This is a genomic window from Nonomuraea sp. NPDC052129 (assembly GCF_040680095.1).
GTDB lineage: Bacteria > Actinomycetota > Actinomycetes > Streptosporangiales > Streptosporangiaceae > Nonomuraea.
In genome coordinates, this window is the sequence record NZ_JBFAVX010000016.1 from 195,156 (window position 1) to 216,965 (window position 21,810).

The following is a 21,810-nucleotide window of genomic DNA, read 5'->3' on the forward strand; positions in this document are numbered from 1 at the left end:
CTCGATCTGTGCGGCCGGGTCAGGATGCCAGGGTAGTGAGCACGCGGCAGAGCCGCCGGGAGGACGCGGCGTCAGGTGATCTGCTGGGTGAGATCGGTCAACAACTTCGCTGTGGCGCTGAGGGGGAAGCGTGCGGCGTTGTCGAGGCCAGCCACGCGCAGGTCATCCAGGATCGTCGGGTCGGCCTGCAAATTTCTGATGATCTTGTTCATGATCGCGGGGTCGGCGAGGTTGGCGCTCAGCGCGGAGTCGCCCAGGACCTCGGTGAGACCCGGTACCGGCTGGTAGAGCACCGGCAGGCCACAGGCTTGCGCTTCGAGGGCGACCAGTCCGAACGCTTCCAGGATGGTGGACGGCACGATCAACAGGTCGTGGTCGGCGAATTCCTGCCACAGCCGCTTGCGGGGCAGCCAGCCCAGGTAGGTGTGGCGGCGGTCGGAGCGGAGCGCGTGAGAGGCGTACTGCTCGGGCGGGGCGGCGACGGACAGCTGCAGGCCGGCCGTGTCGGCTAGGGCGAGGAAGACGGAGTCGAGGCCCTTTTCCGGGGTGAGGCGGCCTGCGTACAGTACTCTCAGCTCGTCCTGGCGGGGCTGTCGCGGCAGGGGCGGGGTGTGCAGCAGCCGGTCGGGGATGCCCCAGGGGATGTGCTCGATCCGGGCGTTGCGGGACGGCTCGTGCAGGGCGATCAGGCGGTCGGCCATGGCCGTGGTAGGCACGACGACGGCACGGCTGGCGGCCACGGTTTCGGCCAGAACTTGCCGCTGGGTGGGGTGGGCGGCGGCGAACAGCAGGTCGGTGCCGTGAACCAGCGATAGGGCCGGATGCTGTGGCAGGCTCCGGGTCAGGGCGGCGCTCGCGCCGAAGGCCAGGTGCTGCAGGTGGATCACCTCGACCTTCGCCGGGTCGACAGCCTCGTCCAGCGCCTGGCGCAGCCGGCCGACGTAGGCCCAGAACGGATCCCCATCGACGCATTTGCCGCGGGCACTCATCAGCCGGACTCCGGTTGGCGGGTGAGCGTGTGGGCGATCGGTGGCCAGCATGAACGCCTGGGCATCGATCAGTGGAGCGGGCCCGGTGTACAGGTCGTACAGGAGCTCGATGGAGCCTCCAGGGCTGGCTGCGGGCATGTCCAGCGCGGTCAGGACGGGGGCGCTGGCGATGGGGTCGTTCATGAGCGTCCGATCTCCTCATATAGGCGGGAGGTGTCGATGCCGCCCGAGCGGGTGTATTTGAGGCCGATGGTCTGGTAGCTGCAGGAGGCGCCGAAGGTCTGCAGGAAGACGAGCTTGCCGAAGGTCATGCCCTGGTAGACGCGCACCGGGCGGGCGGCGCGGATCTCCAGCGTCCAGCAGATCGCGTGACCGGCGTGGCCGAGTGGCGCGGAGACGTGGACCCAGATGCCCAGGCCACCGATGGTGCGATCGCCGTTGAGGAACTGGGCGTACCGCTCCGACGCGGTCCGCTCCAGGGTGTGGCCGAGGTAGAGCGTGCCCGGCCGCAGCACGAATCCCTCCTTCGGGATGACGATCTCAGGCAAGACGGTGGTGGCGGCGGCGTCGAGTTCGCCTTCACACACCCGCAGGCGCTCGCCGAGCCGCCAGTCGTAGGCATTGGGCGACAGGCGAGACGGCTCGAAAGGCGCAATGGTGATCTCGCCAGCGCTGATCGCGGCAGCGATCTCCCGGCCTGTGAGGATCACGTTGCAGCCTCAAGACGCCGGCGGCCGTCGTCCCATAGCCGAGAGGGCTGCGGCCCATCTGACGCTTGGTACTTGCCGTGGTAGAGGTCGATGGGTCCGGCGCTCAGGAAGAACATGATCTGGCCGATCCGCATGCCCGAGTAGACGCGCAGCGGTCGAATGGCAGACAACATCAGCGTCCACTGGCCGTAGAACCCGATGTCGCCGATCGGGGCGGTGATCTCCACGAACAGCCCGAGCCGGCCGACCGACGAGCGGCCGAACAGCAGGGGCACGAACGCGTCGGAGCCGACTCGCTCGACGGTGTGGCCAAGGTAGAGCTCGTCCGGCCGCAGGACGTGGCCGCCGCTGTCGATTGTGACGGTCCGGGTGGGGTTGGGCCGGTGAGCGTCGATGACGGGGTCGGTGTAGGTGAGCAGGGTGTCGCCGAGCCGGACGTTGTAGCTGTTCGGGTTGACCTGGCCCGGATCGAACGGGTCGATGCGCACTCTGCCATCTCTGACAGCAGCCCCAATCTCTGGGCCGGTGAGGATCATTCGTTTCCCTCTCCCTATCGGTTCAGGGGCGGCTGGTCCGTAACACGTGCCTGACGATGTCGGCGAGCGGCTCGCCGTCCGGTGGGTTGGCGGTGTCCAAGAAGGACATCGCCACGTATTGGGTGGTCACGACCTGACGTAGGCGCGCAGGTAAAGGGTCGGGAGCGGTGATGATCGGCCCCATCCACCTGGCGAGGCCTGCCACCAGCTCCTGCGGGCGATCGACGAACTGGTCAGGCAGGTTCACCGTGGTGAGCTGGTTGGCGAACGGCTCGATCCCTAGCAGCGTCCCCACGGTGAGGTATTCACGCAGGTAGAGGGTTCGCAGGCTGGTCTGATTCAAGACCACCGCTTCCGCGCAGGCTCGATGCCGCAGGTACGCGGCGACCTCGCTCAGCAGGCGAGGAAGGTCCAGCGGCCGGTTCCGAAAACGCGGGGCCAACACCGCGAGCGGTTCCTGGAGACGACGGCGAATGTGGTCGATCTCCTGGACGAGAGCCTGCAGCGGGAGCGGGAGCGGGACGTGGTTGGCGGGAGCGAATCGGTGGACGGTGGCGTGCCAGCCCGATCCTTGCGGTGTCGCGGTCGCGTACCCGGCGGCCAGCTCATAGCCCTTGACTACCTGCGTGGCGCCGACGACTGTGGGCCCGTAGTGGTCGCTGTGGCAGTGACCGGCGAAGATCACGTCCAGGTGCGGGGACTCCTGGGCTAACGCCAGGTCGTGCTGGTAGCCGGCATGGCTGAGCACGATCCACGCATCCGCACGATGGGCCTCTGCCAGGGCGTGCAGCGCACGGGCGGGCTCGATGAAGTGGAGCCCGGCGCGGTCTCTGGCGGGCAGGCAGGCAAACGCCTGCTCGCCGAGCACCGCGGTGACAGCGACGAGCTGGCCGCCGATCTCAGCCCAGTGCAGAGGGCGGAACAGAGGCGCTCCGGCATCGTCGGTGACGTTCGCGCACACGGTGAGCGGGCGCAGATCAGGCTCAAGGTGGTGGTGCCAGCCGTGATTGCCCGGAGCCAGCACGTCGTACAGCCGGGTGAGAAGTCGCCGTTCGAGTGCGCCGCCACCGAGGCGGTAGTAGCCGCTACCTTCGAAGAAATCGCCGCAGTCGGCAACCAACGTGTTCGGTCGGGCCTTGTGAAGATGGCTGAGCATCGGCAGGGGGTCGCCCAGCGAGGAGTGCACATCGGTGGTGGCGAGAATCGCCTTCACTGGCCGCACGGGGAGGCGCGCTTCTGCGGTGACCTTGGCCATGGCTCACTCCGTGACCGGTTCGTCAGCAATATCGGCGCCGAGCGAGCGGAGTTTTCCGAGCAGGTCGGCGTGTCCGCGCCGCACTTGGCTGAGACGGGTCACCACGGTGGTGCCCTGAGCGGCCAATCCGGCGACCAACAGTGTCGAGCCGGTCCGGATGTCGGCGGCCTCAACGTGGGCGCCGACCAGCGTTTGCGGACCGTTCACCTGGCAGGCGGTGGCCGACTCTTCGGCGATGACCGCGCCGAGACGGCGCAGCTGCGGCAGCAGGTTGGCGTGCCGTCCGGGGTTGATCTCATCAGCGAAGGAATGGATGCCCGGAAGGGTCAGGGCCAGGGCCATCAGCGGCGGCTCGAAGTCCGCGTCGAGCCAGTCGGCCCTGGCCAGGGAGTCCCGGGTTGCGATTGCGTCGATGGGCGTTCCGGTCAGCCGGACGTCCGCGCCCAGCTCGACACCGTTGGAGATCGGGTTGACGGGGAATCCTACCTTGGACAGCAGCTCGATCAGCGGTGTCAGGTGGTCGGGGTTGACACCGAGGATGCGGCCGTGGCCTCCCGTGATGGCGAGTGCGCACAGCAGCGTCCCGGCCTCGATCTTGTCGCCCGGCACCTGCCAGCGTGCCGCCTGGGTCACGCCCGGCATGAAGGTCAGCGTTCCGTCCGGCTGGTAGACGGTGTGGTGGCCGGACTCGTTCAGCGCCTGGACCAGCCCCGCCACCTCCGGCGAGGTGTTGGGGGTGCGCAGCACCAGGGGGCGGCGGGCTGCCACCGCGCGCAGCAGGGCCACCACGGTGGTCCCGCGGCTTGGGAAGGGAAGGGTGATCTCGACCTGGGTGTGGGCTTGGTTGCGGGGGGCGGTGATCTGGTATCCGGCCTCGCAGGTGTGGACGCTGTCACCGAACGCTTCATAGACCATGAAGTGCAGCTCCATGCCACGCTCGCCGACGGCGCACCCGCCCGGCCAGGGCAGTTCAGCTCGGCCGTGGGCCAGCAGCGCGGGTGCCAGATAGTAGGAGGCTCGGATGCGGGCCGCCAGCGCCCGATCAGGTTGCCTTACCTGATCGGGCGCGGGAGCGACGTGCAGGGTGCCAGCCTGCGCGGTTATGTGGTTTCCGGCGGCGCGGATGAGGTCGGCCAGGATGGCGACGTCTGCGCTGGCGGGCAGGTTGACCAAGGTGACGGGCCGGTCTATGACGGCGGCGCCGGCCACGAGCGGCAGAGCGGCGTTCTTCGAGCCGTCCACCCGCACGGTGCCCGACAAGACCGGTCCGCCGCGCACGGCCAGCGAGTCAGTAGGAACGGTGGAACCGGACTGCTGGGTCATCTGGCATCCCTTTTGGCTTCGACTAAAAGATGGTGGAGATTGCGAAAATGGCGGCTGATGTGCGCGCGACGGAGAGGGCTTTGAGTGCGAGCGTCTTGATGACGCGGAGGTACCTCTCGTCCGTCATCGGCCAGCTAGGCATCCACACGGAGGCGAGGAGGGCTCCGGCGTGGATGAGGAGGGCAGATCCCTGGGATGTCATTGTGTGGCCTTCCTATGCACTCGTCGGCTGTCAGGGCGCGAGCGAGCTCTCAGGCGTTCACGTCATACGTCCAGCAGATGCGGACGCGTGGGTAGTCCCTACCGAGAGCAGGATGCGGGTCGCCGAGGAACCGGACAGGTTGCCCCTTGAGCAGCGGGAAGCCACCATTAACCTCGTCGACCTTGACGAACCAGCGTGTCCCGTCACTTTCGGTAATGAATCCGTAGTTGGAACCCGAATCCCAGCGGTTGATGGTGCCGTATCGGAACCCATCGGTTCGTGCGGCACCGATGTTGTCCTCGCCGCCGACTTTTGCGACGAATGGGTAGACGAGCCGATAGTCCTTTTGCAGACCGGCGGTTATCAGGTCGGTCCATGGGGGTGTGTGGTCAGCTGCTTGCGCCAGGGCAGGCTCGATGCTGATCTTGGCCCGGCCGGTGCTGGTGGAGTACCGCTCGTAGATGCTGGGGACGACGACCTGGATTCCGGCCGTCTGCAGATGCCGGACGAGCGGAACGAGGTGAGCGTACGGGGCGATGAGCACGACGACGTCCAGATTCGCGCTGGTCGCGGTGGTGTAGGTGACCAACGCCAGTTCGACGTCGGTGCCTATCTGCATGTGGGCCTTGCCAGCTTCCCCGGCGGCCGTCATGACGGTGTCGTGCCGGACGATCCCCTCTTCCTTAAGGATGCGATCCCACACCGGTGAGGAGCCCCACGGGGTCCCGACCCATCCGCTGTCATCGGCTTGCGCGTCGGTCTTCCCAGGAAGGCGACCCAGAACATAGTGCGTCTCTGCCAGGACGACGCTGGCCAGCGGGCGGTTGAACTGGCGATGCAGGTGCCAGCGCATCAGGTCGTGTACGCCGCCGAAATACAGGCCAGCCCGCCACGGGGAGTGCTCAGCCATATATCGCCATAGCCGGGTGAACCAGCCGCCATCGTAGTAAATGCCAAACCGCAGAGGGGAGGTAGTCATCGAGCCTTCAGGGGGATGTGAGGACGAAGATGGGTGAAGTTGGGGCACTCAGCCGGCTGCTGGCCGATGGCCGCCGCCCATGGGTCGTGCCGATGGAGTGTGGGTGGCCGTGAGACGGCGTTGGGGGACGCCGTCTCACGGCCGGTCGCCCCGGCCCAGCTCAGCCGGGGCGGTGTTGTGGGCCCGCGCGGGGGTCGCAGGCTCACAGCGGGGGAAGGTCGTTTCGGCTCGTGGCCAGGCGTCTGCGGGCTGCTCTTTGTCGAGCTGGTCCTGCTCTCCGAGGCGTTGCAGGGGCCAGCCCAGGACGACGAGCATGATGGAGTCCATCGAATGCGTCCTTGTGGATCGGGTGGCCAGAGCGAGGCGGAGGGGTGTTCCTGCCCGAGCCGCAGGTGTGATCGGGTTCGCGCACGCTGCCGCGGCCGCGCTGACGCTTACAGCAGCGGCAGCAGCCAGTCGTTCTCCTGGGCGGTAGCGGGGCGCCACATGGGATAGAAGAGGGAACCGTCTGGTAGCGCGAATGGTCGGCCCTGGCCTTGGTAGCCGCGCCGCTCATAAAGCCTCTGGCTGCGCGAGCTGCTGGCCTCCAGGTAGACGGCCGTGTGATCCAGCCTTTCGTGATGGTGGCGCAGCAACTCGCTGCCCAGCCCGCGACCCTGGTAGCGCGGACGCACCGCGAGTAGGGCCAGGTGGTAGTGCGGTTCGGTCGGATGATGCTCCGCGAGCAGCTTGTCCAAAGCCCGGAACCGATGAGCATACTTACCCGTGGCCCAGTCCAGACGGCGCTCATAGTCTTCTGGTTCTGGCAGCGGCATGGTCCGGTCGAACCAGACCGCGACGGCGGCCGGGGCGGCGCCACCGTGGAGCCGCACTTCGCTCCGGTCGCCGATGGCCTCATCGGGGATGATGTCGATCAGGCCATGCTCAAGAGCATGTTCCCCGAGGATCCGAAAGTGGCCGGCCATCACTTTGTCGCGGCTGGCCTCATCTGGCACCAGCCAGCGGGCGGCATCCAGCGGATGGAAGGCGGTGGCGATCAGCTTGGCGACCTGGGGGACGTCTTCGGGACCGGCGCGGCGGATCGGGGGGTGCAGTGGGTGCATGACGGATGATCTCCTTTCTCAGTTGATGGGTTGGCTGGGAGCGGCTGCTTTGGCGCCCATACCTATCCGCTCATACCGCTCGGGCAGCATTGCCTTCAGGCCGAAGCCGTACAGCACGCCGGCGCACGCGACGATGACGTAGGTGAAGGGGACGACGGGGATACGCACCAGCCAGTGATCGGCGGGCAAGCCGTACAGTGTCGGTAGGTTCGTGAGCACCAGCACCAAGATCACGCCCAGCCCTACAGCTGCCAGCGCTGGGGCAATGCAGCGGTGCCACAGGGTCTCACCGCTCTGCCTGGCAGGGTGACGCGCGAAGTAGATGATGACTGCCAGAGCCGTGCTGGCGATCAGCAGCAGGACGCCCAGTCCGCCGGTGGTACCCACGGTGTAAAACAGGTCAAGCAGGGGGTCCGCGCCTGCGAGGGCAAAGCCGATGATGACGATCGCGCCCACTGTGGTCTGCGCGATGGAGCCGACGACAGGAGCCCCGCTACTGGGCCGGACCCGCCCGAACGCCGGGGGCAGAACATGCTCCCGCCCGAGCGCAAAAAGGTAGCGGGCGGTCGTATTGTGGTATGCGATCATGGCCGCGAGCAGGCTGGTGGCGAACAATGCCTGTGCGATGGTGACGGCGACGGCACCCACGTGGGTCTGCGCGAGCGCGAAAAACGTCTGCGCTCCGTTCTGCTGCGCGGTCTGCACGATGCGACCGGGCCCGGCGGCCACGATCATTGCCCATGCCGACGTGCCGTACAGGATGGCGCAGCCCGCCAGGGCGATGTACACGACTCTGGGCACCGTCCGGGCGGGCTCACGGGATTCCTCTATAAAGACCGGTGCTGTCTCAAAACCGATGAACCCAACGATCGCGATCATCAGGCTGGCGCCCACACCAGAGCCCGTCAGCGCGGCCGGGGACAACGTCCCGGCCAGGCCGTTGGCCGAATAGAGCACGTCGGCGGCATCGAGGATGACAATGACCGCTACCTCCGCGCCCAGCAGCACGGCCAGCACGCGGCCGTTCACGCTGACGTGCATCACCCCCAGGACCGCGACGACCGCCCACGCGGCCAGCGCGACCAGCCACCAGGGCAGGGAGATACCCGTCGCGCCCTGGAGGAAGGGCGCGATTGCCGCGCCGATGGCCCCATACAGGCCGACCTGCAGCAGGTTGTAGCTGGCCAGCGCAATCCATGCCGCTGCGACGCCTGCTGGACGGCCCAGCCCCTGGGCGATATAGGTGTACAGCGCGCCGGCGCTCTTGCTGCGCCGGGCCATCGCCACGTAGCCGACACTCCACAGCCCCAGCACGACGCCCGCCAAGGGAAACGCCCAAGGTAGAGCGAGGCTGCCCGTGGCGGCGTACGCGGCCGCGCTCAGCCCGGCGGTCACGGTGAGCGGCGCGGCGGCGCCGCCCACGAACGCCAGGATGCTGGAGGTGCCCAGCCGACCAGCGCGCAAGACTCCGACCGGATCATGGTTATTAGTCACGGGGATTCCTTCTAGAGGGGGGTGGTGAGGCTCAGCGGTAGGTCAGGACGGCATCGCCTGTTGCTGCGCGGACGTGCCCCGTCAGGTGGGCCAGGGAAGGTTCCAGCGTGGTCAGCAGGTGACGGCGGTAGAGGTCGGCCTGCAATCGTTCAGCCGGGTCCTCCAGAACCACCGTGTTCATCTGCGCCGCATCGGCAAGCGCGATCAACGCGAGGTCCTGCTGGCGGGCTTCTCTGCCGAAGATGAGGATCGACCGCACCTGCGTCATCGGCCACATCGCCCGCGCGAAGTCCGTGTGAAAGTAGCGCTCCTTGCGCAGGAGAAATGTCCGGCCCTCCGACTTCAGGAACTCGGCAGCCCTCAACCGCTCGGCCACATCGGCAATGGACGACTTGGCCAGGCCGTCCAGCCAGATACGGACGGCAGTGCACTCCGGCGCGCGCTTCAGCGAGGCGAGCACCCGGTCGAGCAGCTCTTTCCTGACTGGACGGGCGTCGGCGACATGCAACCGTTCGCCCTCGATGACGATTCGACCATGCAGCACGAGCTCGCCGAGCAGACCGCCAGCCAGCACCAGCCCGGCAATGGCGGGAAGCAAGCGAGGCCGGCCTGAATGGTTGGTGTCCCAGACGACGAAGAGTAGATCGTCAGCAAGCGCTGGCGAGTCTCCTCTGGACAAGGGGGACCACATCATGAGGGCAAGCCCTTCGGGTCGTCAGTTGGGATCGGAGGGCGGCTGGCCGCCGCCGGGAGGTCGGCCCGGCCCGCGCCGAGGCGTGCGGTATGGCGGCGAGGAGTGGGTAGCCGCGCTGTACCGCACGGGGCGTGGCACCTGCAGCACATGACGCCCTGCGCTTGACGCCAATGCACTGCTCGTGGAGGAGTGCCACGCCACGATCATCGAACCGTGGGCGATCCGGGTATTTCGGCTCTCACCGCCTGCGCGTAGACATTCAGCCTGTGTGTAATAAGTGACAGATGTTCTGGTCTCGTCACATCGTGTGACTTTGATCATCTCAGCCGGGCGTGGTGAGATCGTCGGGTGTCTGGCCTGGAGGAGCTGTCGCGCGAGGAGCTGATTGCTCTCGCGCGTGCTCTGGCTGGGCGGGTCACCGCGTTGGAGCAGGAGAACGGCGAGTTGCGTGAGCGGGTCGCGCGGTTGGAGCGGCTGGCCTGCGCGTGTAGCGAAACAGCCATATGGTGCTGACACGGTTTGATGCAACACTCTCATCAGATTGAACCTCTGCTCGGCTGAGGGAAGCTCTTGGGCGTGTCACGTCTCTTGTTATGTGGTGTTTGCGGTAGACACCCTGTGCAGCATCTATCCATTAGGAGCACGATGGAGGGGCACGATTTACGTGCCCACAGCGTGCCCACATGCCGACCGAAAAGGACTTCCCAGGTGGAAGCATTCGACCTGCCGCTTCCGGATATGCTGAAATGCCTTCGCAAGGCCGCCAAAATGACGCAGCAGCAGGTTGCAGACAGACTGTGTGCAATCACCGGGACCTTCACGGTCACACGGCACGAGGTCGGCAGGTGGGAGCAAGGCCGTGTCCGGCCCACTTCTTGGCTCCCAGCACTGGCGGAAACATTCGAGGTGGACCTGGATACGCTGCAGAAAGCTCCTGATAGGAAACCCCCGCCTGCTCCGTACACTGTCCTCAGCGACGATGTAGAGCAGGTGAGTGAGGTGCTACGCCGGACCTTCCTCAGACACGGGATTGCGGCCGCCGCCACGCCTGCGTTGCGGCTGCACCAGGATCGCCGCGTCATCCAGGCCCTCGACATGATCGGCCACGACAATGTCGGTGACGTGGTGGACAGCTTGGGTGAGCTCATCGACCACTATGCGTTGACGATCTGCGCTCTACCACCAGCGAACGTTTACGACGAGCTCCTCACCGTCAGGTCTTACGCCAGCGGGATACTCGGCTGCGCGGGGCCAGGCCAGCCGCGCAAGGACCTCGTGCTCGCGACTGGCTGGCTATCTCAACTGCTCGCTGTGGCCGCATGCGACATGGGAGAACATGCAGCAGCTCGCGTTTGGTGCTCAGACGCCGAACGTCACAGCAGAGAAGCGAAACACCCGGAACTGGCGGCATGGTCCGCCCTGACGAAGGCCATGGTGGCCTGGTATCAGGGGCAACCGCGCCAATCGGCGACGCTGTCTGCCCAGGGCCAGGAGGCTGTGCCGGAGGGCACCGTTGTCCATGCCAAGCTTGCGTCACAGGAGATGCGTGCAGCAGCGATGGCCGGGGAAATTGACCGTATGACCCTGGCCAGACGTCGCGCAGGCAAGGCGATTGCGGCGCTACCCGCTGACGCTCCGGTGACAGGCGCCTTCTCCATCGCTCTGGCAGAAGACCCTCCCTACACCGCCACGTCTCTGCTGTTTGTGGGCCGCTTCAAGGAAGCGGTGGCGGCGACCAATCGGGTGATCCAGACCGTCTACCAACCAGAGGCGCGGCAACGCGGCGAGCATCCTTCGGGCTATGCTCGCTCGCTACTGATCCTGGCCCTCGCTCAGGCCGGCCTTGGGCACCTGGATGAGTCAGTAGCCGCCGGACATGCGGCACTGTCGGGCAGTCGTCCCGCGTGGCCCACCATGGTGCTCGCGGGCAAGCTGGACAATGCTCTAGCCCAAGACTTCGCCGATACGCGCCAGACTGCTAACTATCACTCCCGATACATGGAAGCGACTACTCGTCCGTCGGAGAGTCGCTTACAACTCTCCGACCATGGCCCTGGTGAGGACTCTTGACGATAAACGACCTCAATCCTGAACAGGTCGCCGAAATCACCGCGTTCGTGGATATCGCAGCACCCCCACCTGACAGCCAATCGACTGCGCTCTTTCTCTTCGGCACCAACCAGCCTCAACCGGCCGAGATCGCGGCTGAGCGATACCACGCTGGGCTCACTTCCCTGATCATTGCTACCGGAGGAACGAACCGCCATAACGGGATTAACGAAGGGCGCACCTTCCACCGCCTCCTTCTTGAACGTGGCGTCCCCGACGATGTCATCCGGTGCGAAGATCAGTCTGCCAACACCCGGCAGAACGTCGAACTCGCGCTACCTTTTCTTCAGGAAGCCCTACGATCGAGGCTCGCGATCACCGCTGTGTCCAAGTGGTACCACCGCCGCACCGTTCACATGCTTAAGACTCTGTTGCCGGATATCGGCACCTTTCATGCCATCGCGTGGGAACCTGTCTACGACGGGAAGCTTGTAACTCGGGCGGACTGGCCATCCATTCCGGGCGGCAGGCGGCGAGTAATCCGCGAGTGGAAAGAGGTCAAACGCCGCGTTGGGGAGAGCAGCTTTGCTCATGTGCAACGCGCTGATGGGGCGTGGCGTTGAGTGGGAAGTCCCTCCGGTCTGCGGAGGTGCTGTTCACCTGGCACTCCTGGTATCTGGGACAGCATTCGCCGGCACGAGTGCGTTCCTCGATCGCGTAGTAGCTGAACACATGTAGGTCGAGTTTCTGCCCGCACGCGAAAAAGCCCCCGCTCACCTCCGAAGAGGTGAGCGGGGGCTTCCCATAGGTTGAGCGACGACCGGCTATCCCTGGCCGACCGCGTAGGGCGTCGCCTCGCGGTCTGCGCTCTCACGGAATCGTCAGGGGCGGGTGGCGATCGGATGCTACTGCTGGTTCACCGATAGGTCGACGCCCACGATGCAGACCACCATGTTCAGCGGGGGGTAGTCTCCTCCGACATCAGTGGGGAGCTGGGTCCGATCTGGGTGAGTGAACGTCCGGAAGCCGTTCGGGTTGTAGAGGTTGGGGAAGTCGGTAACCGGGTTCTTCGCCGCCAGCAGGGCTGGCGGCGCAACGCTGTACGCAGGTAGGAGCGCGGTCAGCCAGATCACTCTGTCTTCCGGCTTGGCCGGCAGCGGAGCGGCAAGCGGAGAAAACCGCCATCCAGTCCCATCGAACAGCTTGGCGTCGTTGCCGGTTTCGGCGATTAGACCACCTGTGATGCTGTAGACAGCCAGGCGGGATTCACCAGACGGGACACCTCGCGGGCCGCTCGCCACCGGCACGCCCAGGTGCGTGATGGTCTTACCGGCCGGCAGGATGGCCTTCGCGCACACCATCTGCCGATCTAGCGCAGCGGCGCCGTTGATCTGCTCAGGCAGGACGGTGGCGCATGAGAGCTTAACCAGGTCTTCGCGCCGCAGCACGGACTGCGCAGGCACCGGAGTAGGACTGCAGCAGTTCACGGTGATGTCGTCGCCGTTGATCGTGATCGTCATTAACGCTCCAGGTAGGTCGAAGGCTTGGCCGACAAAGGATCGCGGGGATGGTCTACCTCTGGTCCAGCGGCAGGTCGGGCCGCGCGGTGTGCTTGGCCTTGTAGCCGGACACCCACGTGATGAGGCCGGGCAGCAGCGGGATCGCCATCGACTCCAGCCAGTCGGGCAGCCATGCGATGAGATCGAGGTCGGCGCTGACCGTCTGCAGGACGGTCAGGGTCGCGAGCAGGCCGAGGTAGGAGCCCGCTGCCGCGGCGGTCACCTTCCGCTCGACAGGCTTGTCGTAGGTCACGGGCTCTCCATGCATGGTTCCTCCATGGGGCTAGACATGCGAAAGGCCCCGCCACCTCGGCAGGGCACTGCACTTACGGATTTGGGAGATCAGTTACCGTCCCGAACGTGACCAATCCCGATAAGCCGAACGGTGGGCTTCCGCCTCCTGGGCAACAGCCGACCAGCGGGTCACCGACGCCGCCGCAGCGGGTGACGAGAACGTTCCGGAATCGCGCCCGACCAGCACCACAGCCAGCATCCGGGAAGCCTAAGGTGACCCCGCCCACACAGGAAGAGTTGGACGGCTTGCCCGCTGATAAGCGGCAAGAGCTGTACGACGCCCACCGCCAAAGGCCGTGGCAGCATGTCACCTCGATTGGCCTGCTGCTGGGACTGATCCTTACTGGTGGCGGCCTGGTCTATACGGCACTCACATGGGAGACGGGACAGGAAACCCTCCGAACCACCCAGCAGGAGCAGATCGCAGACCGGTACAGCAAGGCCCTCGAGCAGATCGGTTCGGACAATGTCGAGGTGAGGATCGGCGGGCTCTTCGCGCTAGAGCGAATCGCCGAAGATTCTCCACCCTACGCCGCAACCATTCCGCACGTCATTATGGGGTTCATTCTGGGACATGATCGCCCCGCCACGGCGGAAGGCCGATGGCAGCCAGGAGCTGATGTAGGAGCTGCGCTTCGGGTTCTTGGCATCATCGCACCGTTCAGTGCGGCAGATGCTCCACATCTGGGTGCCGCCCACTTCGAAGGTGCGGAATGGAAAGGTGTGGACTTGTCGGGCGCGAACTTGTTCGGCGCGCACCTGTCCGGAGCGGACCTGACCGACGCAAACCTGACCCGCGTGGATCTGACCCGCGTGGATCTGACCCGTGCGAACCTGGCCCGCGCGAACCTGTCCAGCGCGGATCTGACCCGCGCGGATCTGACTAGCGCGGATCTGGCTAGCGCGGACCTGGACCGCGTGGATCTGACCGACGCGAAGCTGACCCGCGCGGACCTGACCCGCGCGAAGCTGACCAGCGCGAAGCTGACCCGGGCGGACCTGACCCGCGCGAAGGTGACCAGCGTGGACCTGACCCCCGCAGACCTGGCGAACCGGACCGAGGAGGAGCTGCCCGGGAAGGAGACCGATGTCGTGCCGCCCGAGGTGCCCGAGGTGGATCTGACCCCCGCAGACCTGACCCGCGCGAACTTGACCGAGGCGGACCTGACCCGCGCGAAGCTTACCTACGCGAACTTGACCGACGCGGACCTGACCCGCGCGGACCTGACCGGGGCAGACCTGAGAAATGTCACGGGCATAACGCCGGAAGAGATCCGCGAGATCGCAAAAACAGGCAACGGCACCAAATTCTAAGGCCCGATCAGACCACGCGCAGGAGCGCGGTCCACGTCTTCGGCCCGCACTCGCCGTCCACCTTCAGGCCAGCCTGCTTCTGGAAGGTGCGAAGCGCGTCCTCCAGCGGGCCGCCGAACACGGTGTCGTCGATACCGCCGCCGAGGCCGAGGCCGAGGCCGCGGGCGTGCAGCAGGTAGAACAGCGTTTTCACGTCATAGCCGCGCGCACCGCGCTTCAGCAGAGGCAGGGTCTTCACGATCTCCTCCGTCCACGACGGCTCACGCATGGGTGCGGGCTTGCTGGAGTACGCCGGATAGCCGTAGCCGGCGACCAGGCCGGAGCGTTCGCGCCGCTTGACCTGGTTGGAGGTGTTGCCCTCGATCGTCACGATGGTGCCGTTCGAGCGGACTGCCTCGACGATGCCGACGTGATCGATCGCGGGGATGTTCTTGCTCCCCTGCCAGTCGAAGAAGACGATGGCGCCGCGCCTGGGCGTGTGGCCCCAACGGCCGCGGTCCTTGAACCACTGCGCGTGCCCAGGCGTCCAGGCCGAATCTCCCACCACGGAGCTCAGCCCGGCCTGATCAGCCGCCCAGGCCAGGAACATGTCACACCACGGCTCGCGGGCCCACTCCTGCGACTTGTTGTGCCGCTCGGCCCACCAAGCGCCGAACTTCGTCCACCCGGTCCCGCTCTCGGTGTAGCCGAGTTGGGAGCGGACGACGTCGAGCATGGCATCTTCAGGCGTCTTCGCCACCTTCCACCTCCTCCCCGAGAGCCTCGTCCTCGACAACCGACCCTGGCTCCTGCGGAAGCCAGGACTGGTCGGGGTCGAACTCGGTCACATCGGCGTCCATGAAGGGACTCGGCGGTAGTTCGTCGTCGGACATCACGTCCTCCTTGTTGGGGGTGTTAAGGGCCAGCCAGTCGGCCAAGCTGAGCTTCAGCTCGCCCTCAGGCACGTGGATAGGGAGTACGGCGGGCACAATGAGAACGCCGTCCTCGACGGGGTACACGGTCACGTGAAGATCAGCCCCGGGCCAGGCTGATCAGCGCGATCACGACGCTGGCGACCGTGACGAGAACGCTGACGACGGCAATTATCTGCTTGGTCCGCTCTGCGAGCTGCGTACGCGTCACAGCCTCCCGCTCGATGGCGTCCAGCCGCGTCTCCAGTGCTGCGTGTCGGATGTCGGCAGCCGCGCGGTCCTGCTCGACGCGCTGCACCAGCTCTGCATGACGATCGTCCACCTGGTCCAGGCGCTGCAGGATGAGCGCCGTGGTACCTCCTACTTTCTCGAATCCGACCTCCACAGCACGGCGGAGCTTCTCCAGCGTCAGCGCCAGATTCGATGGCTGTTCCTCGCTCACCCGGTACCACCTGCGGGCTGCATGCCCATGAACGTGCACATGGGCTTGTGGTAGAAGTCCGGCCAGGCCGTCTGATCGCCGCTGGCGCGCAGCCAGTTCACGGCCATCTTCCGGGACTCGATCCGGATCGGATCCAGTCTGGTCGTCGTCTTAATCGGGTCGAGAGGATCGGGCGGCGCCACGCGGGTGGAGCCCACGAAGTCGAGCGCGGCCTGACGGTCTGCGACTGATGCCTTCTTCTGCAAGACAGCATAGTTTTTGACGGCCTGGATGCGGGCGAGGTGGGCGGCCAATCGGTCGGAGTCGCTGACGCCGGGCGTCCAGCAGTCGGGCATGCCTCGGGTGTCACGCAGGATCGCGCTCGCTTCGGGGTGAACCATCGCCAGCAGGTCATCCTCGCGAGGGATCCACGGCTCATACAAGATCACTTCGAGGAGAGTGTCGATGTCCTCGGGGTCAATGCCGTACTCCGCAGCCCGCCACTCCAGGGTGCTGTGCGGGAACGCGTGCAGAATCCGGGCGCCGCTCGGATCAACCTTGACCACACCCCACGACGGTTCAGCGCCCAGCGGGGATCGGCGTGCCCGGTCGCGATCGAGGAAGCTGGTGGGGCCGTAGCCCAGCTCGGCGTCCCACAGCGTCCACACGTCTGTCATTTCTATGCACTCCCGTTGTGGCGGAAACTCCACCAGTACGTCGCTTTTCCCGTGAAGGTGCTGGATCCGCTGGGCCCCCAGCCCATCGTGAAACCGGACTGATTACTTGCCGTGAGGCACCAGTAGAAATTCGCGGAGGTGTTACCGTCGCGGACGGTGGCAACAGGCCCCATATTTCCTTGCATGGTGGAGCCGTAGGAGATTTGCTGACCGCTGAACCCTGAGCTGGTGATCAGTGAGCCGGAGTTGATCCCGGCCGTGGGACCGAGATCGTTGTGATCCCACCACTTGCCGTAGTGCCTGGTCCGGGCCGAGCCATCGAACCACCAAGACTGCTCGGCGCTGCCGCCATCGGAGTAGCCCATGCGCGCGTAGTCTTCAGCGGACTCCACGAAACCGCCGTTGTCGTTGTTGGTGCCGGGGTCGTAAATACGCATTTGGTTAAATCCGGCCGCCACCATGAATTGCGACTGCGCCGACCCTACTTGGTTCTGCCCTGACGTTATTTGAAAGGTCGCTTCTCCAGGAAAAATATTGTCCCGGGTGAACAACTGCGAAAAATTGGTGCTACTGCCCGGGAAGAAGCGGATCGACAGCGTCGCGGGATCTATCACGATCCGCTGACCAGCCGCCGCAGTGCGGAACAAGCTGCCGGTGATCGTCTTACCTGTGATCGCGTCAGCGGTCAGCGCGGCGGCATTCACCGATCCGGCCGCAAGCTTGTCCACGGTGACAGCGTTAGCTTGGAGGTGCCCGGCGTTGATCGCGTTGGCTTGGACGAGGTTTCCGGTGATCGTGTTGGCGATCATCGCGTCCGCCGCGTTGAGCGTTCCTGCCTGGATGTTCGCACCGCTGATGATCTTCCCGATGATGTCCGTGTCCACCAGCGGCTTCGTCGAGATACTCGCCGAGCTCGACGGCGCTGACTCGTTCCCGCGCCGGTCCACGCTGGTGAAGCGGAACCACCTCAGCGTGTTGTACGGCTGGTCCACCACAAGCGCCACCCCGGCCGCGCGCAGGCTATCTACCACGTCGAACGGACCGTTCTCGGCGGCCGCCATGTAGACGCGCACCAGCTCGAAGTCCGACGACATGCCGCCGCCGTTCTGGCCCAAGCCGTTCCAGCCGACCTCGATCACGCCCAGGCGCGTGGACAGCGCCGGCGTGCTCGGCACCGGGGGAGGTGTCACGTCGTCGGGGATCAGCGCGACGTACGGGGCCGAGAATTCACCCTTCGTCCCCTGCGCGGTCGCCCGTACCTTAAAGCCGTACGTGGTATTGACGATCAAGGGCGAGTACGTCGCCGTGGTGTCGTCGGTGGAGGCGATCAACCTCCATGCCTCGCCCACGGCGTTCACGCGCGCGTACAGCTCGTAGCCATCCGGGTCGATCGCGACGCCGTTCACGTCGGCGGCGACCGGTGACCAGGTCGCGGTGACCTGCCCCCGCGCGAAGCCGTATTCATCGGTATACGCGGCCGGCTCCACGATCAGGCCCGCGGGCGGTGCCGCCGCGCGGCCTCCCGGCTGCTCTGGAGCAGGCTCGCCGCCCGTGCCTCCCGACGAGACGCCGCCAGCGAGGATCCCAGCGGCCTGCCGGGCCAACCTGAGTTCTCGCTCAATGAACCTGTCGTTGAGCACGAGGTTTCCCGAAATGGAGCCGTCTGCGCCCACGGCGAGCGTGATCTGCCGCAACCGAAGCGAGTCCATGACGCCCTGGTCGCCGGGCGCGAGCACGAAGTCACCTGGCTGGTAGTGCTCAAACGGCAGCCACCGCGCGACCTCGAATCGGATACCTCGCGTGAGCTGCGCCCTCTCCCGCCCTGCTCGCTCAAGCGCATTTGTTCCGAGGAGGATTGCTGTGCCCTGGTCAGACACGCCGCCCTGTGACTGCGACGTTTCCCACCGCCCCCACGGTTGCGGCGCTGCCGGGTTCGTCACCTCCACGCTCAAGCCCGCCTCACCCCGGATAAGGATCGCGGTGGCCAAGTCCTCCAGGGTCGCGGTGTCGGGCGCCTCGTCGATGTCGCGCGAGAGCCGCAGGTCCACCGGCGCAGGCCCGCTGGCCAGGTCGTTACCCAGCTCGCTGCCCTCGTTGAAGACACGCAGCGTGCGGCCGGACATCGTCCAATCGATGACGCCCTGCTCACTCAGGTTGAGCAGCAACGCGAGCAGATCAACACCCGGTTCCAGCTCCAACGTCAGCGCCTTGTCCCAGGCCGCGCCCGAGCTGTCGTGCGTCGTCGAGAAGTCCACATCGAGGCCCGGCACAGCGCCGCGGGCCTGACCCTCATCGATGAGGGTCCGCAGGATTGCCCCCGCTGACACTGCGGAGAATGGCCGCTTCCCGTCGGCCATGACCGGACCCGCGTACATGATTACCTTGCGGAGCTGCCACGACCAGCCCGGACACTCGAACGTGCGCGTCCGGGACAGATCAGTGTTGTCACTGCCGCGCTTGATCCGGAGAAACCGGCCGCCGTCCGGCTCCACCCACACGTCGCCGTTCACCGCGTACTCGACCGCAATCTCGCACGGTTGCTCAAGCCAGCCGGAGCCAACTCCGGCGGCGGGATACGTGACCTTGAGCGACGACGTGTCGTTCAAGGGCAGCGCCGCCTCGAACCCGAGGTGATGCGGCAACGAACCCAACCGGTCGCCGTTCGGCTCGTACACGGCCAGTCGCAGCGCGAACCGCTGCGCCTGCCCAGAAATGATGACCTGCACCTGTACCCCCGTCAGGGCCGGGCGGACAGCGCGGCGATTTGCCGCGCCACCCGCAACTGGTAGTCCTCGCGCCGATCGGCCAGGATCAGGTTCCCGGCGACGACACCGCCCGCCGATCGGGTGAGGGTGATCTGCCGCACCCTCATCGGTGCCAGCTCTCCGCCGTCACTCGGGGCGAGGATCGTGTCCCCGGCCCGGTAGTCCCGCAGCGGTAGATGTCGCGCCTGGTACATGGTGATTTCGCGTGTTCGCTGCACGCTCTGCTGCGATCCGCGTAGGACCGTCACTGTGCCGATGTTGTTGGCAGAGGTCGTCGAGGTGATGCCGACCTCGCGGACGCCTGCCTCCCACCGCCCCCACGGCAGCGAGGCACCGATGTTAACGGCCTCCTGCCGGATGTTGTTATCCCCGACGACGTAGGCGGCCGATGCCATGTCCTCCAACGTGACCACGTCCGGAGCGGCCGTGACATCCCGGCCGGCACGCAAGATGACCGGAGAGGCGCCGGTGGAGAGGTCGCGCAGCGCACCGCTGTTGGCATTCCACGCGGAGAGCTGGCGAGCGCCCGTCAGACGGAAGTCGAGCAGCCCGTAGGAAACGAGCCGCAGCAGGACCGCGAGCAAGTCTGTGCCGAGTGGGACGCCCATCGCCATCGGGTTGCCCCAAGAGGCCGCCGAGGAGTCGGTGGAGGCGTTGAACGTCCATGTCAGCCCTGATAGAGCGCCGCGGGTCTGCGCTTCTCCCAGCAACGTTTGCATGATGAACCCGGACGTGGCTGCGGCGCTGAACACTCGGTTCCCGTTCGTGGGCTCGACCGAGCTGTTGGCGAACGTGACGGCCTTCTGCAGCGTCCACAGATAGCTGGGGCAGTCGAACTGCCACACCGCGCCCTGGTCGATCTGGTCGCCCTGCCGTTGGATCAGCAGGAATCGGCCTTCAGGGAACTCGAGCCACGTGTTGCCGTCCGACGACCACTGCAGCCCGATCTCGCAAGGCGTTGTGATCAGGTCGGCGCCGGGCGCGTGCATGCTGTAGCTGAACTTCAGCGATGGGATGTCGTTGAACGGGAACGCTGCCTGGATGTGCAGCGGATGCGCGAGCAAGCCGCGCCGGTCCCCGTTCGGATGGAAGACGATGAGCCGGAGGTCGAATGGCATCGTCCCTCCTCTGACGCCCGAGAATCACGCGAGCGCGACCAGGGGGATACGCGTCTCGTCCTGCCAGCCCTGGCGGTCGTCGAACCGGGCCGGCGGCCGGTCATAGGTGTTGGTGCTGTAGCACAGGCCACCCATGTATCTCTGGCTACCCAGCGTGTTGACCACAGCAAGACTCGCCATCGTGGTCGTGATGGCAAGCATGACCCACACCTGTCGGGCGGTATCGCTGGGTGGAATGGTCGGAGTGATCGCCCGCTCATGCCTGGACGACCGGGCGTTGAACTGGTTGCGTACCGCCGTAGCGATCGGCAGCGTGGTCACGCCGTCGTAGACGGTGGCGGACCAGAGCCCTTCCGGTGAGGTCGAGTCCATCAGGGCGCCGACCACGATTTTCGAGAGCGGGGTACCGGGCGGGATCGTGAGATGAACCGCGATCAGCTTTGGAATCGACGACGGGTCGATCGAGCTGTTGACCGCCCACACGGGTACGGACTGGGCCACGCCCATCTGGCCGATAGGGCGCAGCTCCGGATGCTCATGAGGCGGTACGGCCTCGGCCAATTGCTCGAACGGCTGGTCGGTGGTCAATGTGTCCCCTCTCGGATCACAAGTAAGAGCGGCGGGCCCGTACTTCAAGCGCGGACGCCGCGGTGGTGCCGGTTGCAGTGCACGAGATGAGCACCGCGCGCGAGAACGGATCGCCCACCGCCATCGCCGGGGTGAGGTGGATCCATCGGTTCGCTGAGCCCTGCCCGAACACCGAGATCACGCCTGTGCGGTTCGTGCCCGTGGCCACGTCCCACGTGTCGGTGGTGACCAGCGCGGCCTGCTGGGCGTCTGCGTCGATCAGCAGTCGCTGGCCGGCCGTCAGCGAGTTCGAGCCTGACGTGAGAAGGCCGACGCTGCCGCCGCTGGCCACGTCTCGCACGGTGATGTTCGTTGCGGGCCCGGTGACTCGGATCAGCGCGTCGGTGATCGGTGCGGTGCTTCCGGCGAGCGTGGTTACCACCTGGTCGGAGGCATTCGCCGACCCCGCCCAGGTGGATATCGTCTCGTCTCGCCAGTACACCTTGGGGACCTCGACCACCACCGTCAGGCGGGCGCGTGCCGCGCCTACGATGATCTCCGGATCCGACGCAGCCGTGACGGTCACGTCCGCGACCCGCACGACGGGCCCTGCCTGGTAGCGAAGGCTCATGAGCCGGTTGCGGACCCCGAGGAGTGCGGTCAACGCCTCCAGGTTGATCTCCATCTGCGGATAGCCGCCGTCCGTTCCGGCCGGGGTCGCGCCCGTCACTGCGAACGTCAGCGAGAACGACGTCGCCTCATGATCGAGGCCGACGATCGGCAGTTCACCGGCGCGGCCCGTGACCGAGACCCGCACAGCGCGGGCGCCTGGAAGCGGGCGACGCTGCGT

The 21,810-nt window shown here is 66.1% G+C and carries 23 protein-coding genes; 3 read left to right on the forward strand and 20 right to left on the reverse strand.

Translation table 11 applies throughout. The features are described 5' to 3' along the window. Positions 1–71 precede the first annotated feature (71 nt). The 10 genes from AB0L53_RS31575 to AB0L53_RS31620 all read right to left on the reverse strand — a co-directional run bounded on the left by AB0L53_RS31575 (position 72) and on the right by AB0L53_RS31620 (position 9,270). Positions 72–1,172 carry a glycosyltransferase family 4 protein gene (locus AB0L53_RS31575; RefSeq protein WP_364001483.1) on the reverse strand — a complete coding sequence of 367 codons (1,101 nt, stop codon included), beginning with the start codon at positions 1,170–1,172 and terminating at the stop codon, positions 72–74. Further along, positions 1,169–1,699, reverse strand: coding sequence for a hypothetical protein (locus AB0L53_RS31580; protein WP_364001486.1), 531 nt, complete (start codon positions 1,697–1,699; stop codon positions 1,169–1,171). The genes AB0L53_RS31575 and AB0L53_RS31580 overlap by 4 nt, the downstream gene beginning before the upstream one ends. Continuing rightward, on the reverse strand, positions 1,696–2,235 hold the full coding sequence (dcd, locus tag AB0L53_RS31585) for a dCTP deaminase (RefSeq protein WP_364001489.1): 540 nt from the start codon (positions 2,233–2,235) through the stop codon (positions 1,696–1,698). Before dcd ends, AB0L53_RS31580 begins: the two co-directional genes overlap by 4 nt. A gap of 22 nt (positions 2,236–2,257) precedes the next feature. After that, on the reverse strand, positions 2,258–3,490 hold the full coding sequence (locus tag AB0L53_RS31590) for a metallophosphoesterase (RefSeq protein WP_364001492.1): 1,233 nt from the start codon (positions 3,488–3,490) through the stop codon (positions 2,258–2,260). A gap of 3 nt (positions 3,491–3,493) precedes the next feature. Continuing rightward, positions 3,494–4,813 (reverse strand): hypothetical protein, encoded by a 1,320-nt coding sequence (locus AB0L53_RS31595; RefSeq protein ID WP_364001495.1) that lies wholly within the window; start codon positions 4,811–4,813, stop codon positions 3,494–3,496. Between the two features lie 251 nt (positions 4,814–5,064). Then, complete coding sequence (locus AB0L53_RS31600) at positions 5,065–5,925, reverse strand: hypothetical protein (RefSeq protein WP_364001498.1); 861 nt, start codon at positions 5,923–5,925, stop codon at positions 5,065–5,067. Positions 5,926–6,129: 204 nt separating this feature from the next. Then, positions 6,130–6,321 (reverse strand): hypothetical protein, encoded by a 192-nt coding sequence (locus tag AB0L53_RS31605; RefSeq protein ID WP_364001501.1) that lies wholly within the window; start codon positions 6,319–6,321, stop codon positions 6,130–6,132. Positions 6,322–6,428: 107 nt separating this feature from the next. Next, positions 6,429–7,097, reverse strand: a complete 669-nt coding sequence (locus AB0L53_RS31610; RefSeq protein WP_364001504.1) for a GNAT family N-acetyltransferase — start codon at positions 7,095–7,097, stop codon at positions 6,429–6,431. 18 nt (positions 7,098–7,115) lie between these two features. Then, on the reverse strand, positions 7,116–8,591 hold the full coding sequence (locus AB0L53_RS31615) for an APC family permease (protein WP_364001507.1): 1,476 nt from the start codon (positions 8,589–8,591) through the stop codon (positions 7,116–7,118). Between the two features lie 31 nt (positions 8,592–8,622). Further along, entirely contained in the window at positions 8,623–9,270 is a 648-nt protein-coding gene (locus tag AB0L53_RS31620; RefSeq protein WP_364001510.1) for a GPP34 family phosphoprotein, read from the reverse strand. A 723-nt stretch (positions 9,271–9,993) separates the two neighbouring features. Here AB0L53_RS31620 and AB0L53_RS31625 point away from each other — a divergent pair. Together AB0L53_RS31625 and AB0L53_RS31630 are read left to right on the forward strand one after the other, a co-directional pair. Beyond that, positions 9,994–11,355 carry a helix-turn-helix transcriptional regulator gene (locus AB0L53_RS31625; protein WP_364001513.1) on the forward strand — a complete coding sequence of 454 codons (1,362 nt, stop codon included), beginning with the start codon at positions 9,994–9,996 and terminating at the stop codon, positions 11,353–11,355. Further along, complete coding sequence (locus tag AB0L53_RS31630; RefSeq protein ID WP_364001516.1) at positions 11,352–11,957, forward strand: YdcF family protein; 606 nt, start codon at positions 11,352–11,354, stop codon at positions 11,955–11,957. Before AB0L53_RS31625 ends, AB0L53_RS31630 begins: the two co-directional genes overlap by 4 nt. A 282-nt stretch (positions 11,958–12,239) precedes the next feature. Here the strand turns inward: AB0L53_RS31630 and AB0L53_RS31635 are convergent, their stop codons facing one another. Beyond that, positions 12,240–12,854: a hypothetical protein gene (locus AB0L53_RS31635; RefSeq protein WP_364001519.1), complete on the reverse strand. Its 615-nt coding sequence runs from the start codon at positions 12,852–12,854 to the stop codon at positions 12,240–12,242. A 52-nt stretch (positions 12,855–12,906) separates the two neighbouring features. Next, the gene (locus AB0L53_RS31640) at positions 12,907–13,146 is read right to left on the reverse strand and encodes a hypothetical protein (RefSeq protein ID WP_364001522.1); all 240 of its coding nucleotides are present in this window, start codon (positions 13,144–13,146) and stop codon (positions 12,907–12,909) included. A 254-nt stretch (positions 13,147–13,400) separates the two neighbouring features. Between AB0L53_RS31640 and AB0L53_RS31645 the strand changes: the two genes are divergently transcribed. Next, positions 13,401–14,501 carry a pentapeptide repeat-containing protein gene (locus tag AB0L53_RS31645; RefSeq protein ID WP_364001525.1) on the forward strand — a complete coding sequence of 367 codons (1,101 nt, stop codon included), beginning with the start codon at positions 13,401–13,403 and terminating at the stop codon, positions 14,499–14,501. Between the two features lie 7 nt (positions 14,502–14,508). Here the strand turns inward: AB0L53_RS31645 and AB0L53_RS31650 are convergent, their stop codons facing one another. From AB0L53_RS31650 to AB0L53_RS31685, 8 genes are read right to left on the reverse strand one after another with little or no spacing between them, the layout of a single operon-like run. Beyond that, entirely contained in the window at positions 14,509–15,240 is a 732-nt protein-coding gene (locus tag AB0L53_RS31650) for a CHAP domain-containing protein (RefSeq protein ID WP_364001528.1), read from the reverse strand. Next, positions 15,224–15,505: a hypothetical protein gene (locus AB0L53_RS31655; RefSeq protein ID WP_364001531.1), complete on the reverse strand. Its 282-nt coding sequence runs from the start codon at positions 15,503–15,505 to the stop codon at positions 15,224–15,226. Before AB0L53_RS31655 ends, AB0L53_RS31650 begins: the two co-directional genes overlap by 17 nt. A gap of 7 nt (positions 15,506–15,512) precedes the next feature. Further along, positions 15,513–15,854 carry a hypothetical protein gene (locus tag AB0L53_RS31660; RefSeq protein ID WP_364001534.1) on the reverse strand — a complete coding sequence of 114 codons (342 nt, stop codon included), beginning with the start codon at positions 15,852–15,854 and terminating at the stop codon, positions 15,513–15,515. After that, a complete protein-coding gene (locus tag AB0L53_RS31665) occupies positions 15,851–16,501 on the reverse strand; it encodes a hypothetical protein (RefSeq protein WP_364001537.1) in 651 nt (216 codons plus the stop codon). The genes AB0L53_RS31660 and AB0L53_RS31665 overlap by 4 nt, the downstream gene beginning before the upstream one ends. A gap of 11 nt (positions 16,502–16,512) precedes the next feature. Next, entirely contained in the window at positions 16,513–19,236 is a 2,724-nt protein-coding gene (locus tag AB0L53_RS31670; RefSeq protein WP_364001540.1) for a fibronectin type III domain-containing protein, read from the reverse strand. 11 nt (positions 19,237–19,247) lie between these two features. Next, positions 19,248–20,393 carry a hypothetical protein gene (locus tag AB0L53_RS31675; protein WP_364001543.1) on the reverse strand — a complete coding sequence of 382 codons (1,146 nt, stop codon included), beginning with the start codon at positions 20,391–20,393 and terminating at the stop codon, positions 19,248–19,250. A 24-nt stretch (positions 20,394–20,417) separates the two neighbouring features. Then, the gene (locus AB0L53_RS31680) at positions 20,418–20,981 is read right to left on the reverse strand and encodes a hypothetical protein (RefSeq protein WP_364001546.1); all 564 of its coding nucleotides are present in this window, start codon (positions 20,979–20,981) and stop codon (positions 20,418–20,420) included. Positions 20,982–20,997: 16 nt separating this feature from the next. Beyond that, the gene (locus AB0L53_RS31685; protein WP_364001549.1) at positions 20,998–21,777 is read right to left on the reverse strand and encodes a hypothetical protein; all 780 of its coding nucleotides are present in this window, start codon (positions 21,775–21,777) and stop codon (positions 20,998–21,000) included. Positions 21,778–21,810: the final 33 nt, after the last annotated feature.

Excerpts from the sequence above, each read along its gene's own strand:
- AB0L53_RS31575 (WP_364001483.1), bottom strand. The coding sequence starts at position 1,172 with ATGAACGACCCCATCGCCAGCGCCCCCGTCCTGACCGCGCTGGACATG.
- dcd (WP_364001489.1), bottom strand. The coding sequence starts at position 2,235 with ATGATCCTCACCGGCCCAGAGATTGGGGCTGCTGTCAGAGATGGCAGA.
- AB0L53_RS31590 (WP_364001492.1), bottom strand. The coding sequence starts at position 3,490 with ATGGCCAAGGTCACCGCAGAAGCGCGCCTCCCCGTGCGGCCAGTGAAG.
- AB0L53_RS31595 (WP_364001495.1), bottom strand. The coding sequence starts at position 4,813 with ATGACCCAGCAGTCCGGTTCCACCGTTCCTACTGACTCGCTGGCCGTG.
- AB0L53_RS31600 (WP_364001498.1), bottom strand. The coding sequence starts at position 5,925 with ATGGCTGAGCACTCCCCGTGGCGGGCTGGCCTGTATTTCGGCGGCGTA.
- AB0L53_RS31605 (WP_364001501.1), bottom strand. The coding sequence starts at position 6,321 with ATGGACTCCATCATGCTCGTCGTCCTGGGCTGGCCCCTGCAACGCCTC.
- AB0L53_RS31610 (WP_364001504.1), bottom strand. The coding sequence starts at position 7,097 with ATGCACCCACTGCACCCCCCGATCCGCCGCGCCGGTCCCGAAGACGTC.
- AB0L53_RS31635 (WP_364001519.1), bottom strand. The coding sequence starts at position 12,854 with ATGACGATCACGATCAACGGCGACGACATCACCGTGAACTGCTGCAGT.
- AB0L53_RS31675 (WP_364001543.1), bottom strand. The coding sequence starts at position 20,393 with ATGCCATTCGACCTCCGGCTCATCGTCTTCCATCCGAACGGGGACCGG.